Raw genomic sequence first — 16224 nt, 5'->3', positions numbered from 1 at the left:
TCACATACACCGCAATCGAGTATCAAGAGCGCCGGTTTTTCCGGCGCTTTTTCGTTGCAGGCTTCTCCTGGCGCGACGGCGCGGCCTCATCCGGTTTCTCGGCATTTGATTTTTTGGCTTCAGGTTCGGCAGCAGCACCAGGCTTGGCAGCACCCGATTTGGCGGCATCAGACTTGGCGCCGTCCGGTTTGGCGGCGACCTCGCGCGGCGGCGCTTCGTCGGGCCGCTCGGCCGGCAATAGCGGCGCTTTCTGCGGCAGCGGGTCCCACACGTCCCACTGGCAGATCCGGTAATTATTGCGCCGTTCCATCAGGTCGAGATGGATGTGGTCCTCATGGTACCAGTCCGAGCCCGGCCCCAGCACGGTCGAGAACCGCGTGCAGGCGGAATGCAGCACGGTTTCACGTAACTGGCGCGGCACAGTGCGATCGGTGAGCGAGATCGAGCGGCCGTTGGCGAGCTTGAAGGCGCGAACGTCGACCGCATTGGCGCGGCCGTGCTCGGAAAGCACGGCACCGACGATACGGTTGCGGCCACGGCATTCGTACGAGTTGAAATTATCGAGATCCGAGATCGTGCTGCCGAGGCTGATCGCCAGCGGCGCGATGTCGTTGCGAATCCAGTCAGCCAGCGCGGTCGCCATGGGACAGCGCAGGATCGCCGCCGGCTTCACTGACACCCGCCGCTTGTCCGGCAGCACGATCGCCTCCAGCCGCACCAAATCCTCGCCACCGCAGCCGCCGGCGCCCTTGATGTCGGGGATGCTGGGCGCAATGGCGACTTGGTCCGTCAGCGCCAGCCGGCAGGCCGATGGCTGTGGCGTGGGCGACGGTTCGGGCGCAGCCTGCTGGTCCGGCTTGCCGTTCGGGGGAGATGCCTGTTGCTTCTTGTCCGGCTTGTCGCGCTCGGCTGATGGGGCCTCGGATGGGCGCGGCTTCGGCAGCGGCACTGCCGCCTTCGGCAACGGTATCGCCGCGCGGCGCGCCGCTGGCCGCGGCGCTCCCCGTTCCCTTGGCGAGATATCCCTGAACAGGTCAGCCCATGGCGCGGCGCGAGACCGTTTCGCCGCCCAGGCCGGCTCGACTGGCATGCCAATCAGGATTGCCGCGACGGCAACGGTAACCATTGCCGCTCCAATGCGGCCAAAGGCGCCAGTAACCCATTTTCGGCTTGCTTTCCGCACGGTAAAGTTCATGTCAATTCCACGAACCCAACCCGCGGTCCGCCCGTACAGTCGGCGGATCGTGCGGCAACGAACAAAACCATCGGAGGGAAGTGCGTATGCTCGGATTGATGCAAGACTGGCCTTTGCTTTGCCACCGGATTATCGAACACGCGGCGAAGTATCACGGCACGCAAGAGGTCGTCACGCGGTCGGTCGAAGGTCCCATTCATCGCACCAATTACGCCGAAATTCATGCGCGCGCGCTGAAAGTATCGCAACGGCTCGACCGCGACGGCATCAAGCTCGGTGACCGCGTCGCCACCATCGCCTGGAACACTTGGCGCCATCTCGAAGCCTGGTACGGCATCATGGGAATCGGCGCGATCTGCCACACCGTCAATCCGCGGCTGTTTCCCGATCAGATCGCCTGGATCATCAACCACGCGCAAGACCGCGTGGTGATGACCGATATCACCTTCGTGCCGATCCTGGAAAAGATCGCCGCCAGCCTGCCGAGCGTCGAGCGCTACATCGTGCTGACCGACAAGGCCAACATGCCGCAGACCACGCTGAAGAACGCGGTCGCCTATGAGGACTGGATCGCGGAAGCCGACGGCAAGTTCCAGTGGAAGGACTTTGACGAAAACACTGCAGCCGCGATGTGCTATACCTCGGGCACCACGGGCGATCCGAAAGGCGTGTTGTATTCGCACCGTTCCAACGTGCTGCACGGACTGATGGCCAACAATGTCGACGCTCTCGGCACCAGCGCCGCCGAGACAATGCTGCCGGTAGTGCCGTTGTTCCATGCCAATAGCTGGGGCATCGCGTTCTCAGCGCCGTCGATGGGCACCAAGCTCGTGATGCCGGGCGCGAAGCTCGACGGCGCTTCGGTCTATGAACTTCTCGATACCGAGAAGGTCACGCACACCGCCGGAGTTCCCACGGTGTGGCTGATGCTGCTCAACCACATGGCGGCCGGAAATCTGAAGCTGCCTCACCTGAAAAGCGTGGTGTGCGGCGGCTCGGCGATGCCGCGCTCGATGATCAAGTCGTTCGTCGACATGGGCGTTCGGGTGCGCCACGCCTGGGGCATGACCGAGATGAGCCCGATCGGCACCGTCGCCGCGCTGAAGCCGCCGTTCGCCGAACTCACCGGCGAGGAACGGCTCGACATCCTGCAGACCCAGGGCTATCCGCCGTTCGGCGTCGAGATGAAGATCACCGACGATGCCGGCAAGGAGCTGCCGTGGGACGGCAAGACCTTCGGCCGCCTCAAGGTGGCCGGACCTGCGGTCGCCAAGGCCTATTTCAAGATCGATACCGACATCCTCGACGAGGAAGGCTATTTCGACACCGGCGACGTCGCGACGATCGACCCGCATGGCTACATGCGGATCACCGATCGCTCCAAGGATGTCATCAAGTCCGGCGGCGAATGGATTTCATCGATCGATCTGGAAAACCTCGCAGTCGCCCATCCCGCCGTCGCGGAAGCCGCTGTCATCGGCGTCTATCACCCTAAGTGGGACGAGCGTCCGCTGCTGATCGTCCAGCTCAAGGCCAGCCAGCAGGCGACGCGCGAGGACATCCTGAAGTTCATGGATGGCAAGATCGCGAAGTGGTGGATGCCCGACGACGTCGTCTTCGTCGACGGCATTCCGCACACAGCGACCGGCAAGATCCTGAAGACCGCGTTGCGCGAACAGTTCAAGAGCTACCGCTTCCCGAACGCGGCGGCCTGAATCAAATCTGTCCCTCCCTTGCCGGGAGGGACAGTTCAAACAAAGAGCCGGCGTGGAATTTGATGGCACGCCGGCGGACCAGTGTGCGATGTACGCGCTTTTCGTAATTTCGATCTGTTTCTGATCCTGCGTGACGGGCCATGCGCTCGCGCGAGTGGTATCGTCGGCGGCAAATAAGCACTGCCCCAAATCAAACGCAGGGTTTCCCCGCAGCGGGCTGTTTATGAACACGGCGCGCGGTGATAGCCGCCCCAGCATCCCGCATGAACCTGACTGCTGAGAGCATCGAAGACGCGATCGCTGCAGCCCGCTGGCGGTGTGCGATCGCTGCGTAAGCTCCAATGTCGATACTGCCGTTGGGATGGCGCAGGACAGCATCATCGCTGCCAGCTCGCTTTGGACCGCCGCTCCAGTTCTTTTCCACTGACATTTGTCTGTCTCCATGAGCTGACGGAGCCACTTTATTCTATCCCTGAAGGGTGATAATAAGCTGTAATTTCATTTCATTCGTGAAATTGATTCATGAATAGCGCCTCCGCCGAGATGAATGCCTTTGTACGCGTCATTGAGCGCGGCAGCTTCGCCGCGGCTGCGAGCGATCTCGGAATCACGCCTTCAGCGCTCTCCAAGCTCATGACCCGCATTGAGGACCGGCTGGGCGTCCGTCTGCTGACGCGCACCACGCGACGTCTGGTCCTGACCCCGGAAGGGGAGCTTTTCGTCGCCCGAAGCCGGGAAATACTTGCATCGATCGAGGCCGCGGAAGCCGAGATAACAGCGGGAAGCCGTGCTCCGCGCGGCCATTTGAGGATCAGCGTTGGGACAGCCTATGCCAAACAGATACTCGGTCCCGCGCTTCCGCTCTTCCTCGCCCGCTATCCAGATATCACCGTCGAGCTTCTTGTTTCGGACCGGCAAATTGACCTTGTTGCCGAGCAGGCAGACCTGGCCATCCGCTCCGGATGGCTTGGCGACTCAACCCTCGTGGCCCGCAAGATCACCGACGCCAGACGCCTTATCTGCGCCAGCCCGCTCTATCTTGAGAAATACGGTTCACCGCGCGTACCCGCCGATCTATTGCAGCACAATTGCCTGACGCTGACTGGCTTTGCGCAGTTCAATCGATGGCCGTTCCACACCAATGAAGGCATTAACCGGCTCGCCATCTCAGGCACCTTTGCAAGCGACAATGCCGACCTGCTGCTCGACGCTGCGGTAGCGGGGCTGGGCATCGCGAGATTGGCCGACTTCGTGGTCGCGCGCGCGTTCCAGGAAGGCGCGCTCGTTCCGCTGCTGGAGGATACCCATCTGAGCGAGCCGTTTCCGATCCATGTCGTGACGGTGCCCGGCCGTCACCGCACGCCACGCGTCAAGGCCTTCACCGAGTTCATGATCGCGCAGTTGGACGGTGCGCAGTGATAACGCGCAGCACCGCCGTTTAGGCCAATTTTCACGGATGCAATTGACGGGCGCGTGCGACGCGCCGCGTCCAAATCAGCGCGAGAGCGCCAACGCCTCCAGCTTTCGCTGCGCGTCGGGTTCGCCCCATTCCTTTGCCCGCTGATACCACATGCGGGCCTGCGCAATATCAGCCAGCGGACCATCGACGCCGATCTGCTTGAGCAGCGCCGGATCATAGGTCGTGCCGACGAGCAGTGCTGCCCGCGCATCCCGCGCCTCGGCGCCGCGCATCAGCAACAGCCGTGCCGACTGGACATCGCCGCTGGCGAGCAGGTCCTGTCCGCGTTTGATCAGGCCGGCAATTTCCCTCGGATCGAGGCTGCGCACGACGTCCGCCTGCGGCCGCGAAACCGCTGCCGGGGCTGGAGCCGTCACCGGCGGCGGCACGGCCGCAGCCACGGCGACCGGGGGCGCGGCGACCGGCGGCGCCGCGGCGGCAAGCGGCGCGGTGACCTTTGGCAGGGCCGTCCAAGTCAGCCGCGTGGAGGTGCCGGTGAGCGCCACACCGTTACCGTCACGCAATTCCGCCGTCACCAGCATCTGGCCGGTGAATCCTTCAGGCGGAATCACCGAAACGCCGGAAATCTCCGTGGCCGGCACACGCCACTCGCTGGAGCCGACACGCTTGCCTGACGTCAGCCGTGCTCCGGCAGTCAGTCCATTGATCGATACGTACGCGTCGAGCGGCGGCGAACCGACGTGAATTCCGAGCGGCACTGGATCGTTGGTGAACCCACTGCCGTCCTGCACGGCCAGGGTCGCCGTGCGCTTCGGTGGCGGTGCCGGCTGCGGTGCCGGAGCCACCGACGATTTCACCGACTGCCAGGCCGCCGAAAGCGACGCGCTGTCCTGCCCTGCGGGGCGCTGCGAAGACGGAATCGCCATAACGAGAAGCGTCGCGATGCTCGCCGCAATCGCCACCGCGATCGAAAAGCGGATGACCTGCTGAAGCAATGCGCGGCGCCCGGACAGGTCGCGGAGCACGGATGGCGCTTCGACCGGCGCGATCTCCCGCGCCTCCTGCATGGCCTGCGCGACGGCTTTGGTGAACATTTCCGAATCCTGGCGGCGTGGAGGCTTACCGAATGGCTGCAAGGGCGCTCCTTCCGTCGTCGATCGCGGACGCCACCCGTCGTCCTGCTGCATGAGCGTAGGGCTCGGCAGTTCGCCGGCCGTCCGCTCCCTCAGTTCGCGCGGCGCATAGTATTCCGGATCGTTCGGGCCGAGATGTCTTTCGTGCTTTGCATCACTCATACTGAACACTCGCCCTGATGGGGCTTCCGCCACCCCGCGGACGTATGCCGATTGCGCCTATGATCACTGAAACTCCGGATGGGCGCAACCGCAAGCTTGCGGCTCCGCCCGGTAACAAGGACCGGAGGTTGAGATCATCCTGCAGCGCTTCCGGCTGACGCCCGCCGTTTCCACTTTGGGTTGGTGTTCGCCGTGTCCCGCGCAGGACAGTCCCGTGTAACGGCAAATACGACAACCCGGCGGCGAGAGGTAGACAAAAATTGGACAAACTTCAATCTACAACTAACAATCAATTTACAGGGATAGTTAACCGGTAAAGTTGATGTAGCCTGCACATTGCCCGATTAGTATCGCCTGCAAACCTTGAAATTGGCGCCCCGCCGTGGTCTCAAGCTGCGAGTTTGCAGTCCGGCCCGCCGGTCGGCCAGACAGATTTCAACCCGGCAGATTACATCGATGGCCCGAAGGTTTTCCGCTCCCTATCAGTCGGAGCCCGTGTCCAGCCTCGCCACCTGGTCGCGCAACCTCGCCATCTTCTCCGTGGTCGCCGTGGCGGTCTCGATCATCATCGTCCGCTTCGGCTTCCTTGAGATGAAGCCGGCGCTGGCGACCTTCTTCGGCGCGCTCGGCTGCGCCGTGCTTTCGATCCTGGTCGGCCTCGCCGCCTTTGCCGCGATCTGGCAGAACGGCTCGCGCGGCATGGGCCGGATCCTGCTGGCGTTCCTGATCAACGCCCTCATCCTCGCCTACCCGGCCTATCTCGCCCTGCAATACCGCAAGCTGCCGCCGATCCACGACATCACCACCGATCCGATCGATCCGCCCCGCTTCGAGGCGCTGGCGCGGCTGCGCAGCGGCGAAGGCACCAATTCCGCGGTCTATGCCGGGCTCTATTCGGCCGAACAGCAACGGATCGCCTACCCCGACGTCGAGACCGTGGAACTCGAAGTTCCGCCGCAGCGGGCCTATGAGGTAACGCTGGGGCTGGTCAACAAGCGCAAATGGCTCGTGATCGACGAACGGCCGCCACAGCCGCCGCGCCGCATCGGCCGCATCGAGGCGGTGGCGCGGACGCCGATCATGGGATTTCGCGAGGACGTCTCGATCCGCATCACGCCCGACGGCGACGAATCGCGCGTCGATATCCGCTCCTCCTCGCGCTATTTCGAAAGCGACCTCGGCAGCAACGCCGCGCGCGTCTCCAAGCTGATCGAGGACATCAACGCGGCCGTCGACAACGCCAAACCGGTGGTGCCGAAGAAGCCACAGGCGCCGGCGAAAGCCCAGGCGAAGAATGTGAAGAAGGGCAGCTAGCGCGGCGCGGAGAGAGTGCGTTCCCTCGCCCCGCTCTTGCGGGGTCGAGACGAGCGAAGCTCGCTCTTAGAGGGTTGGGGTGAGGGGCTCTATCCGCAGATACTGATGCCTGCTGATTGATCTGTACCCCACCCGGATCGCACCGGACGATGCTTCGCATCGCCGAGGCGATCCGACCTCTCACCGCAAGCGGGGAGAGGTTAAGAAGCCATCCGGTACGTGCCGCCGATCACCGGATCGCCGTCGGTCGCCACGATCCCCCGCGCGACCAGATCTTCCAGATGGGCCAGCACGGAATAGCCGGCGGCGTTGGTCAGGCGCGGGTCGATGCCGATATAGATCGCGCGCACCATGGTAGGGATGTCGGCCTCGCCCTTGGCGAGCCGGTGCAGGATCGAGGCTTCGCGGGCCTGACGGTGCCGGGTCAGGAAACGGACGTAACGCGGCCCTTCCGGAATTTCCGGCCCGTGGCCAGAAAAATACAGATCCTCCTCGCGGGCTTCCAGCCGCGCCAGCGAAGCCATGTAGTCGATCATCGATCCGTCCGGCGGCGCCACGATCGAGGTCGACCAGCCCATCACGTGATCGCCGACGAAATTGATCTTTCGATCAGGCCACGCGAACGCCAGATGATTGGCGGTGTGGCCGGGCGTTGCGACCGCCTCCAGCGCCCAGCCCTGCCCTTCGATGACGTCGCCGTTCTTCACCTCGATGTCGGGCCTGAAATCGCGGTCGGCGCCCGACTCCGGATTGTGCTTCTCGCTCTCGAAGCGCGGCCGCGAGGCGCGATGCGGCCCCTCGGCATAGACGGGCGCGCCGGTGGCGGCCTTGATCCGCGCGGTGTTCGGCGAATGGTCGCGATGGGTGTGGGTGACGAGAATATGCGTCACCGTCTCGCCGCGCACCGCGTCGAGCAGCGCTTTGGCATGCGCCTCGTCATCAGGCCCGGGATCGATGATCGCAACGTTGCCCTTGCCAACGATGTAGCTGACCGTGCCGGTGAAGGTGAACGGGCTCGGATTATTGCAGAGAACGCGCCGCACGCCGGGACGGGCTTCGTCGACGACGCCGGGCTTGAGCGGGAAGTCGCGGTTGAACGGGATGTCGTCGTTGTCGGCCATGGTTTTTTCTTGGCGTCATTCCGGGGCGTCGCGCAGCGATGAACCCGGAATCCCGAGGTGGGGAAAAAGAATACGGCTCAAGATTCCGGGTTCGATGCTTCGCATCGCCCCGGAATGACGAGCAAGTGGTCTACGAAAACGCCTGAATGCCGGTGATTGCCCGGCCGAGGATCAGCGCGTGGACGTCGTGGGTGCCCTCGTAGGTGTTGACGGTTTCCAAATTCGCGGTGTGGCGCATCACGTGGTACTCGATCTGGATGCCGTTGCCGCCGTGCATGTCGCGGGACACCCGCGCGATGTCGAGCGCCTTGCCGCAATTGTTGCGCTTGACGATCGAGATCATCTCAGGCGCCATCTTGCCCTCGTCCATCAGGCGGCCGACGCGCAATGAGGCCTGCAGCCCGAGCGCGATTTCGGTCTCCATGTCGGCGAGCTTCTTCTGCACCAGTTGCGTTGCCGCCAGCGGCCGATTGAACTGCTTGCGATCAAGCGTGTATTGCCGCGCGCGATGCATGCAGTCTTCGGCCGCGCCCATCGCACCCCATGAGATGCCGTAGCGGGCGCGGTTGAGGCAGCCGAACGGACCCTTCAGGCCGCTTACGTTAGGCAGCAGCGCGCTTTCCGGCACCACCACGCCGTCCATCACGATCTCGCCGGTGATCGAGGCGCGCAATGAAAGCTTGCCGCCGATCTTCGGCGCCGACAGGCCCTTCATGCCCTTTTCGAGAATGAAGCCGCGGATCTGGTTGTCATGCGCCGCCGATTTCGCCCAGACGACAAAGACGTCGGCGATCGGCGCGTTGGAAATCCACATCTTGCTGCCGCTGATGCGATAACCGTCGGAGACCTTCTCGGCGCGGGTCTTCATGCCATTGGGATCGGAACCGGCATCCGGCTCGGTCAGGCCGAAGCAGCCGACCCACTCGCCGGTCGCGAGCTTCGGCAGGTATTTCTTGCGCTGGTTCTCGTCGCCATAGGCGTAGATCGGATACATCACCAGTGACGACTGCACCGAGTTCATCGAACGATAGCCGGAATCGACGCGCTCGATCTCGCGCGCCACCAGGCCATAGGCGACGTAGCTCGCGTTCGCGCAGCCATATTCCTCGGGCAGCGTTATCCCGATAAGGCCGAGTTCGCCCATCTCGTTGAAGATCTCGCGGTCGGTCTTCTCTTCGAGATAGGCCTTGACGATACGCGGCAACAGCTTGTCCTGGGCATAGGCGCGCGCGGTGTCGCGGATCATGCGCTCGTCTTCGGTAAGCTGATCATCGAGCAGGAACGGATCGTCCCACTGGAAACCCGCAGTAGTCGGCTTGTCCTTGGTCTGAGGCCGCACGCTCATGAAAATCCCTTTCGCATCACTGTCCTGTTGGAAATTGTCAACAAATTAATGCGCTCTCGGCAGAAGCGCAATTGGATTGGGTGACGTCTCTCACCTGTCATTCCGGGATGCGCGAAGCGCAGACCCGGAATCTCGAGATTCCGGGTTCGATGCTGCGCATCGCCCCGGAATGACGACTACTCCAACTTTTCGTTGGAAACGATCTCGATGCCGAAACCGGACAGTCCCTTGTAGTCGTGTACCGACGACGTGAGGTTGACGATCGAGGTGATGCCGAGATCGCGCAGGATCTGGGCGCCGACGCCGACTTCACGCCATTGCCGATGGCGATCGGCTTCAGCGGTTCTCTGTTCGCCGACCGGCTCGACGGGAACCCCGGCGGCGCCGTCGCGCAGATAGACCAGCACGCCGCGGCCGGCCTTCTTGAAATGGTCCAGCACGATCTGCATGCGCGCCTGGCCGGTGAAGAGGTCCTTGACGATGTTGGGCTTGTGCAGCCGCGTCAGCACGTTCTTGCCGTCGCCGACGCCGTTATAGACAAAGGCGGCATGCGCAATTTCGTCGAACGGCGAGCGATACGCATAGCCCTGCAACGGACCGATCGGGCTGTCGGTGGTGAAGGTCGCGACCCGCTCGATCAGTTTCTCGCGCGCCTGGCGGTAGGCGATCATGTCAGCGATCGTGACGTGCTTGAGCTTGTGGGCGGCGGCGAAGCGCGCGACCTGCTCGCCCTTCATCACGGTGCCGTCGTCGTTCATCAACTCAGAGATGACGCCGACCGGCGGCAGGCCGGAGAGCTTGCATAGATCGACGGCCGCCTCGGTATGGCCGGAGCGCAAGAGCACGCCGCCGTCGCGGGCGATCAGCGGGAAGATGTGACCGGGCCGGGCAAAGTCGTTGGCGCCGGCGTTGGGGTTGGCGAGCGCGCGGCAGCACGAGGCGCGTTCGTCCGCCGAAATGCCGGTGCCGCCATCGGGCTTGTAGTCGATCGAGACCGTGAAGGCGGTGGTGTGGTTGGACTCGTTGTGCGCCACCATCGGATCGAGCCGCAGCCGGCGCGCATCGTCGGTGGTGATCGGCGCGCAGACGATGCCGGACGTATGGCGGATTATGAATGCCATCTTCTCCGCGGTGCAGAGCGAGGCCGCGACAATCAGATCGCCCTCGCCCTCCCGGTCATCATCGTCGGTGACGACGACGAGTTCACCCTTGGCAAAGGCTTGCAGAACTTCCTGGATGGTATCGGCCATTTTTCCAAAATCTCGCTATTTACAGCCAGTGCATTAGCCGGACTCAATGGTCAGCGCCAGCGTCAATACGCAGGGCAGAACGGCGCCCGCAGGCATACCGGCCGTAGCCCGGATGGAGCCTGTAGCCCGGATGGAGCGAAGCGCAATCCGGGAAAGTCCACCCGGTTTTGCGAGAGTCCCGGATTTCGCTTCGCTTCATCCGGGCTACGCAGGGCCCGCTTCTACGGTAGCACCTCGCGGCGCTCGCTGAGCAGCGCGTCGGTCTCGGCGCGCTTGTCTTCCAAAAGCCCGGCCTGGGCTGCCTCAATGACCTTATAGAGCTCGTCGGCGTCGCTGAGCCTGGTCACCGTCACGTAGTCGGCGCCGGCCTCGTAGAGGTCGTTGACGCTGGCCAGGATCTCCGCGGTGGCGACGATCTTGGCGGTCGGGTTCAGCGAGCGGACATGCCGGACCAGCTTTTCGTTGTCGGCGCCCTTCAACAGCGAGTCCGGGATGCTGAGGATGATCAGTTCGGCCTTGCCGACGCCTGCATGCACCAGCGTATCGACGCTGCTGATGTCGCCATAGACTACGTGCATGCCGCGATCGGTCAAGGTCCGGAACACCAGCGGATTGAAATCGATCACGGTGATCTGTTCGAGAACCGCCGGACTGTGCCGCTCGATCTCGCTCAACAGCGCGCTGGCAGCGCGGAAGAAACCGAGAATGACGATCCGGCGCGCCTCCCCATGCGCGCCCTCATGTCCGGCGTCGGCCTCATGCTTGTGATCGAGATCGCGCAAGCCGATCCGCTTCAACGGACCGATCAGTCCGCGCGTGACCTGGTCGCTGCGGCCCATGACGAAGGTGCTCAGGACCGCCAGCACCACGAAGGCGAATGACGCCGCGCTCGACGTCTCGGTGCTGATATGTCGCGCGGCAACGCCGGTTTGGATCACGACCAGCGAGAATTCCGAGATCTGCGCCAGGTTGATCGCCGGCAAGAGGCTCGCCCGCAGGCCCTGCTTCATCAGGTAGAGCGGCGCGAACGTCGTCACCACGCGGCTGACGACCGTGAAGGCGGCAATCATCAGCGCCAGCCCGATCACCGAGGCTCCGGGGATCGGGATCGTCATGCCGAGCGAGACGAAGAACAGCGTGATGAAGAAGTCGCGCAGCGTGGTCACCTTGGCGGTGACGTCGAGCGCATAGGGGAACGTCGACAGCGAAACGCCCGCCACCAGCGAGCCCATCTCGCGCGACAGATGCAGCTTCTCGGCGATCTCGCCGATCAGGAAGCACCAGGCCAGTGCGCCGAGCAGGACCAGTTCCGGCCGGCGCGCGATGTGGTGAAACAGCCACGGCAGCACATAGCGGCTCAGCACCAGCGCGGTCGCCACCAGCACGCCGACCCGGCCGATCGAGATCAGGATCACGCTCACCTGCAGATTGTCGAGGCTCGGCTGCACCGCCAGGAACAGGATCGCGAAGATATCCTGCAGCACCAGCACGCCGAGCGTGATCCGCCCCGGCAGCGTGTCGAGCTCGCGCTTCTCGTACAGCACCTTGACGATGATGACCGTGCTCGACAGCGCGCAGGCGACGCACAGATACAGCGCGTCGAAATGGCCGTTGCCCATCGACAGGCCGATCCCGATAAAGAACAATATTCCGAGCAGGACGCCGCCGAATAATTGCCCGCCGGCGGCAAACAGGATGACCTTGCCGGCGCGCACGATCTTCTTCAGGTCGATTTCCAGCCCGATCATGAACAGCATGAAGATCAGGCCAAGCTCGGAGATGACGGTGATCGATTCCTGGGACTCGACCCAGCGCATGCCGAATGGACCTATGACGAACCCGGCGATAAGGTAGGCCAGGATCAGCGGCTGCCGAGAAAAATGCGCCAGCAGGCCGAGCCCCCAGGCGAACAGGATGGATAAGGTGATATCGCGAATAAGCTCGTGCATGGTTCCGGACTTTCCCCTGCCCCAACCTAGAGGTCCCGGTGCGGGGGTCAAACAAGCAATGTGTCACAGCGGCGGTAGCAGCCTTCTTTTCGCGATTCTGGCCGCGCTGTCGATCCTGAACTGTGCGGCCGCCGGTGCGCAGACCGGGACCATCGAACAGAACTTCGCCGCCTCCGGCGAAATCGCCGAATCCACGGCCGGGGCGCTGATGTTCAGCGGCGTCGGCGGGCATTATGCCTTCATCAGCCAGGGACGGCCGACCAGGATCAGCAAGAACTAGCCTGCCGGAAGCCCGCGAGCGGCCTTCTCAACGAAAAACAAAACGGGAGTGAATATCCATGTCTACCGCAACCCCCTTCGACTTTGCGCCCTTGCTGCCAGCCGGATTGCCGGCGCCGGCAGCGCGGTGGACGGGTCTCGCCAAATACAGCTTCGTCGGCGGCAACAACGATCCCGAGCAGGTGCCGGTCGACGGCCTGATCGAGGCGGTCAACGCCGTGCTCAGGCGCGAGGGCAAGACGCTTGCGACCTACGGGCTTGCCAGCGGGCCGCAGGGCTATCGCCCGTTGCGCGAATTCCTCACCGCCAAACTCAAGCGTGACGCCGGCATCGCCTGCAGCGCCGACGACATCCTGATCGTCTCGGGCTCGCTGCAGGCGCTCGACCTCGTCAATCAAACGCTACTGGCGCGCGGCGATACCGTGCTGGTCGAACAGGAGACCTATCAGGGCGCGCTGAACCGGCTGACGCGGCTCGGCGTCAAGGCGGTCGGCATTCCCCTGGACGATCAGGGCATGCGGATGGACGCGCTGGCGGCGGCGCTCGCCGACCACAAGCGGCGCGGCATCACGCCGAAATACATCTACACCATTCCGACCGTGCAAAACCCGACCGGCTCGATCCTGCCACAGACGCGGCGCGCGGAGATGCTGAAACTGTCGCAGGAATACGGCGTGCCGATCTTCGAAGACGATTGCTACGCCGATCTGATCTGGAGCGGTGAGCGTCCGCCCGCGATCTATGCCATGAGCCGGCACGGCGGCGTCATTCACATCGGCTCGTTCTCGAAATCGATCGCGCCCGCATTGCGGGTCGGCTTCATCGTCGCGCCCTGGGAAATGATGTCGCGGATGCTGGCGCTGAAGACCGACGCCGGAAGTGGCGCGCTGGAGCAGATGGTGCTGGCGGAATATTGCGCGCCGCATTTTTCCACCCATGTGCCGAAGCTGACGCGCGGCCTGCGCGCGAAGCTCGACACGCTGATGGAAGCGCTCAACGAGCAGTTCGGCACCGCGGCCGAATTCGAAGATCCCAAGGGAGGGATCTTCCTGTGGGTGAAACTTCCCGACAATGTCGACACGCTGAAGCTCTATCAGGCCGCGCTTGCCGCGGGCGTCGCCATCAATCCCGGTCCTGAATGGTCGACCGACAAGGCCTATGCCGGCAGCCGCTTACGGCTGTGCTTTGCCAGCCCCTCGCATGAGCAGATCCGCGAGGGTGTCGCCGTCCTCGCCGAAGTCTGCCGCAAGGAATTTGGCGTGCCGGCCAGAATCGCCAATGTGGAGAAACGGGCGCGGAGCTGAGCGCCCGAAACCCGGTCGTGCGCGGAGATGAAATCCAGAGATGACCGGGACACATTCGCAGCATCGCATCGGGATTGCGCTCGTGGTGGGCGCTTCCATAGCCTGGAGCACGGCGCCGTTCTTCACGCGACTGCTGCCCTATGATTCCTGGACCATCCTGTTCTGGCGGGGCTTGTTCGGCGGTGCGATGATCATTGCGATCATGCTGGTGCTGCAAGGCCGCACCAGCTTGCGCGATCTGGCCGAGATGGGCACAAGCGGCTGGCTGGTCGCATCGCTTTCGACGCTGGCGATGGTGGCGTTCATTCCGTCATTGCAGTTGACGAACGTATCCAATGTCGCCGTCATCATTGCGACGGGCCCGCTGGTCACGGCCGCGATCGCGTGGATATGGCTGCGGGAGGCGATTGCGCTGCGCACCGTTCTGGCCATCCTGACCGCGCTCTTCGGCGTCGTGATCATCGTCGGCCATGCCAGTATTGGTTCCGATGTCCTCGGGATTGCGCTGGCCTGCCTCACCACCGTGGCAATCGCCGTCATGACGGCCGCGGTCAGGCGGAACAAGAATCGGTCGATGGTCGCCGCCGCAGTCGTCTCCAATATCCTGGGCAGCATCGTCAGCTTTCCTTTTGCCCAGGGGGTAGCGGCCGTCACCGGCCACGACCTGCTCATTCTCGCAATGTTCGGGTTCTTTCAGGTCGCGCTCGGCCTGACGCTGTTCTTCCTCGCCTTGCGCCTGTTGCCATCAGGTCAGGCCGCGCTGATCTCAACGCTGGAAACACCGCTGATGCCGTTCTGGGTGTGGCTGGCGTTCCACGAGGCGCCAGGTTCGCGGGCGCTCGTTGGCGGGGCCTTGGTGATGGCAGCCGTCGTCGCCGACATCATCGGCGAGAACCGCGCACGGAAGCAGCCGGCCTGACGGCCGGATCGGCTTCGCGCTATTCGCAGCGAAACACCAGCGCGATCCGCAATAGCCGCACGATCGAGACGCGTCTTATTCGCTCTTGATTCCCGCCTCGGCGATCAGTTTCCCCCATTTCGTGCTTTCGCTCTGAATGAATCTGGCGAAGGCGTCGGGCGAGGTGGGCGCGGGCTCGGCGCCGAGCACGCGGATCTTCTCGATGGCCGCGGGATCGCTCAATGCCTTGACGAAAGCTGCGTTCAATTTACCGACGATGTCGGGCGGCGTGCCCGCGGGCGCAACAATTCCAAACCAGCCGACGGATTCAAATCCGCTCAGGCCCAACTCCGCCAGCGGCGCAACGTCCGGCAGGAATACGACGCGCTTGGCGGCAGAGACCCCGAGCGCCCTGAGCTTGCCCTCCCGGATCAATTGCTGGGACGCCGGGATATCCAGCACGGCCAGCGGAATGTGGCCGGCAAGAACGTCGGTCGTAGCCGGCGCGGTGCCGCGATAGGCGATCAATTGAACTCTGATGTCCGCCTTTTGCGCGAACAGCGCCGAGGTCAGGTGCATGGCGGTGCCGTTGCCGCCATGGCCGATCGACAGATTTTGCGGTTGGGCCTTGGCCCTCGCAATGAGGTCCGTGACTGAAGAAATTTCTGATTTTTGCGATGCAACCAACACGAACGGGATTTCCGCCAGCAAGGTGACGGGCACAAGATCCTTCAACGGATCGAAGGGCATCGCCGCGCGATTGAGGTGAGGATTGACCGTGAGCACGCCCGCTGCGGCGACGCCGACCGTATAGCCGTCCGGCGCGGCCTGCGCCACGGCGCCAATTCCGATGTTGCCGCCCGCTCCCGCTCGATTTTCGATGACGATCGGCTGACGCAATTCCTCCGCCAGCGCCGGCTGCAGGGCACGGATCACGATATCGGCACTGCCGCCGGGCGGAAACGACACGATGATCTTGATCGGCTGATCGGGATATGCGTTTGCTATACTGGCTGCCAATGGCGACAGCAGCGAGAACATGACAACAAGGCCCAAGGCAACAGGACGCAAGGCTACGCGCTGCCGCATCGATCGAAACATCCACGTCTCCCCGATGAAATTTTTTGTGGCTAGCAGTT

The 16224-nt window shown here is 63.4% G+C and carries 13 protein-coding genes; 6 read left to right on the top strand and 7 right to left on the bottom strand.

Annotated features, from left to right (window positions below; translation table 11 throughout):
• Nucleotides 1-22: 22 nt before the first annotated feature.
• Nucleotides 23-1195, bottom strand: a complete 1173-nt coding sequence (locus GWE18_RS28515) for an extensin family protein (RefSeq protein WP_275189034.1) — start codon at nucleotides 1193-1195, stop codon at nucleotides 23-25.
• Nucleotides 1196-1281: 86 nt separating this feature from the next.
• Here GWE18_RS28515 and GWE18_RS28510 point away from each other — a divergent pair, with 86 nt between their 5' ends.
• Both GWE18_RS28510 and GWE18_RS28505 read left to right on the top strand, forming a co-directional pair.
• Nucleotides 1282-2910, top strand: a complete 1629-nt coding sequence (locus tag GWE18_RS28510; protein WP_275189033.1) for a fatty-acid--CoA ligase — start codon at nucleotides 1282-1284, stop codon at nucleotides 2908-2910.
• 522 nt (nucleotides 2911-3432) lie between these two features.
• Nucleotides 3433-4329, top strand: coding sequence for a LysR family transcriptional regulator (locus GWE18_RS28505; RefSeq protein WP_275189032.1), 897 nt, complete (start codon nucleotides 3433-3435; stop codon nucleotides 4327-4329).
• A 75-nt stretch (nucleotides 4330-4404) separates the two neighbouring features.
• On the opposite strand, the gene GWE18_RS28500 is transcribed toward GWE18_RS28505, so the two are convergent.
• Nucleotides 4405-5625: a hypothetical protein gene (locus GWE18_RS28500; protein WP_275189031.1), complete on the bottom strand. Its 1221-nt coding sequence runs from the start codon at nucleotides 5623-5625 to the stop codon at nucleotides 4405-4407.
• Between the two features lie 456 nt (nucleotides 5626-6081).
• Here GWE18_RS28500 and GWE18_RS28495 point away from each other — a divergent pair, with 456 nt between their 5' ends.
• Nucleotides 6082-6939: a DUF1499 domain-containing protein gene (locus GWE18_RS28495; protein WP_275189030.1), complete on the top strand. Its 858-nt coding sequence runs from the start codon at nucleotides 6082-6084 to the stop codon at nucleotides 6937-6939.
• 200 nt (nucleotides 6940-7139) lie between these two features.
• Here GWE18_RS28495 and GWE18_RS28490 read toward each other — a convergent pair whose 3' ends face one another.
• The 4 genes from GWE18_RS28490 to GWE18_RS28475 all read right to left on the bottom strand — a co-directional run bounded on the left by GWE18_RS28490 (nucleotide 7140) and on the right by GWE18_RS28475 (nucleotide 12604).
• Complete coding sequence (locus GWE18_RS28490) at nucleotides 7140-8060, bottom strand: MBL fold metallo-hydrolase (RefSeq protein WP_275189029.1); 921 nt, start codon at nucleotides 8058-8060, stop codon at nucleotides 7140-7142.
• 130 nt (nucleotides 8061-8190) lie between these two features.
• On the bottom strand, nucleotides 8191-9405 hold the full coding sequence (locus GWE18_RS28485; RefSeq protein ID WP_275189028.1) for an acyl-CoA dehydrogenase: 1215 nt from the start codon (nucleotides 9403-9405) through the stop codon (nucleotides 8191-8193).
• Between the two features lie 176 nt (nucleotides 9406-9581).
• Nucleotides 9582-10655, bottom strand: a complete 1074-nt coding sequence (gene ribB / locus GWE18_RS28480) for a 3,4-dihydroxy-2-butanone-4-phosphate synthase (RefSeq protein ID WP_275189027.1) — start codon at nucleotides 10653-10655, stop codon at nucleotides 9582-9584.
• Between the two features lie 221 nt (nucleotides 10656-10876).
• Nucleotides 10877-12604, bottom strand: a complete 1728-nt coding sequence (locus tag GWE18_RS28475) for a cation:proton antiporter (RefSeq protein WP_275189026.1) — start codon at nucleotides 12602-12604, stop codon at nucleotides 10877-10879.
• Here GWE18_RS28475 and GWE18_RS28470 point away from each other — a divergent pair.
• Genes GWE18_RS28470 through GWE18_RS28460 form a run of 3 tightly spaced genes read left to right on the top strand, consistent with a single transcriptional unit; the run spans nucleotide 12603 to nucleotide 15106 of the window.
• Nucleotides 12603-12884, top strand: coding sequence for a hypothetical protein (locus tag GWE18_RS28470; protein WP_275189117.1), 282 nt, complete (start codon nucleotides 12603-12605; stop codon nucleotides 12882-12884). The two genes, GWE18_RS28475 and GWE18_RS28470, sit on opposite strands and share 2 nt — an antisense overlap.
• Before the next feature lie 58 nt (nucleotides 12885-12942).
• Nucleotides 12943-14187, top strand: coding sequence for a PLP-dependent aminotransferase family protein (locus tag GWE18_RS28465; protein ID WP_275189025.1), 1245 nt, complete (start codon nucleotides 12943-12945; stop codon nucleotides 14185-14187).
• A 40-nt stretch (nucleotides 14188-14227) separates the two neighbouring features.
• Nucleotides 14228-15106: a DMT family transporter gene (locus GWE18_RS28460; protein WP_275189024.1), complete on the top strand. Its 879-nt coding sequence runs from the start codon at nucleotides 14228-14230 to the stop codon at nucleotides 15104-15106.
• Between the two features lie 75 nt (nucleotides 15107-15181).
• On the opposite strand, the gene GWE18_RS28455 is transcribed toward GWE18_RS28460, so the two are convergent.
• Nucleotides 15182-16186 carry a tripartite tricarboxylate transporter substrate binding protein gene (locus tag GWE18_RS28455; RefSeq protein ID WP_275189023.1) on the bottom strand — a complete coding sequence of 335 codons (1005 nt, stop codon included), beginning with the start codon at nucleotides 16184-16186 and terminating at the stop codon, nucleotides 15182-15184.
• Nucleotides 16187-16224 lie beyond the last annotated feature (38 nt).

It is taken from the genome of Bradyrhizobium sp. CSA112, from assembly GCF_029051645.1.
In the GTDB taxonomy this organism is placed as follows: Bacteria; Pseudomonadota; Alphaproteobacteria; order Rhizobiales; family Xanthobacteraceae; genus Bradyrhizobium.
This window is presented reverse-complemented; position numbering and strand designations above follow the sequence as displayed.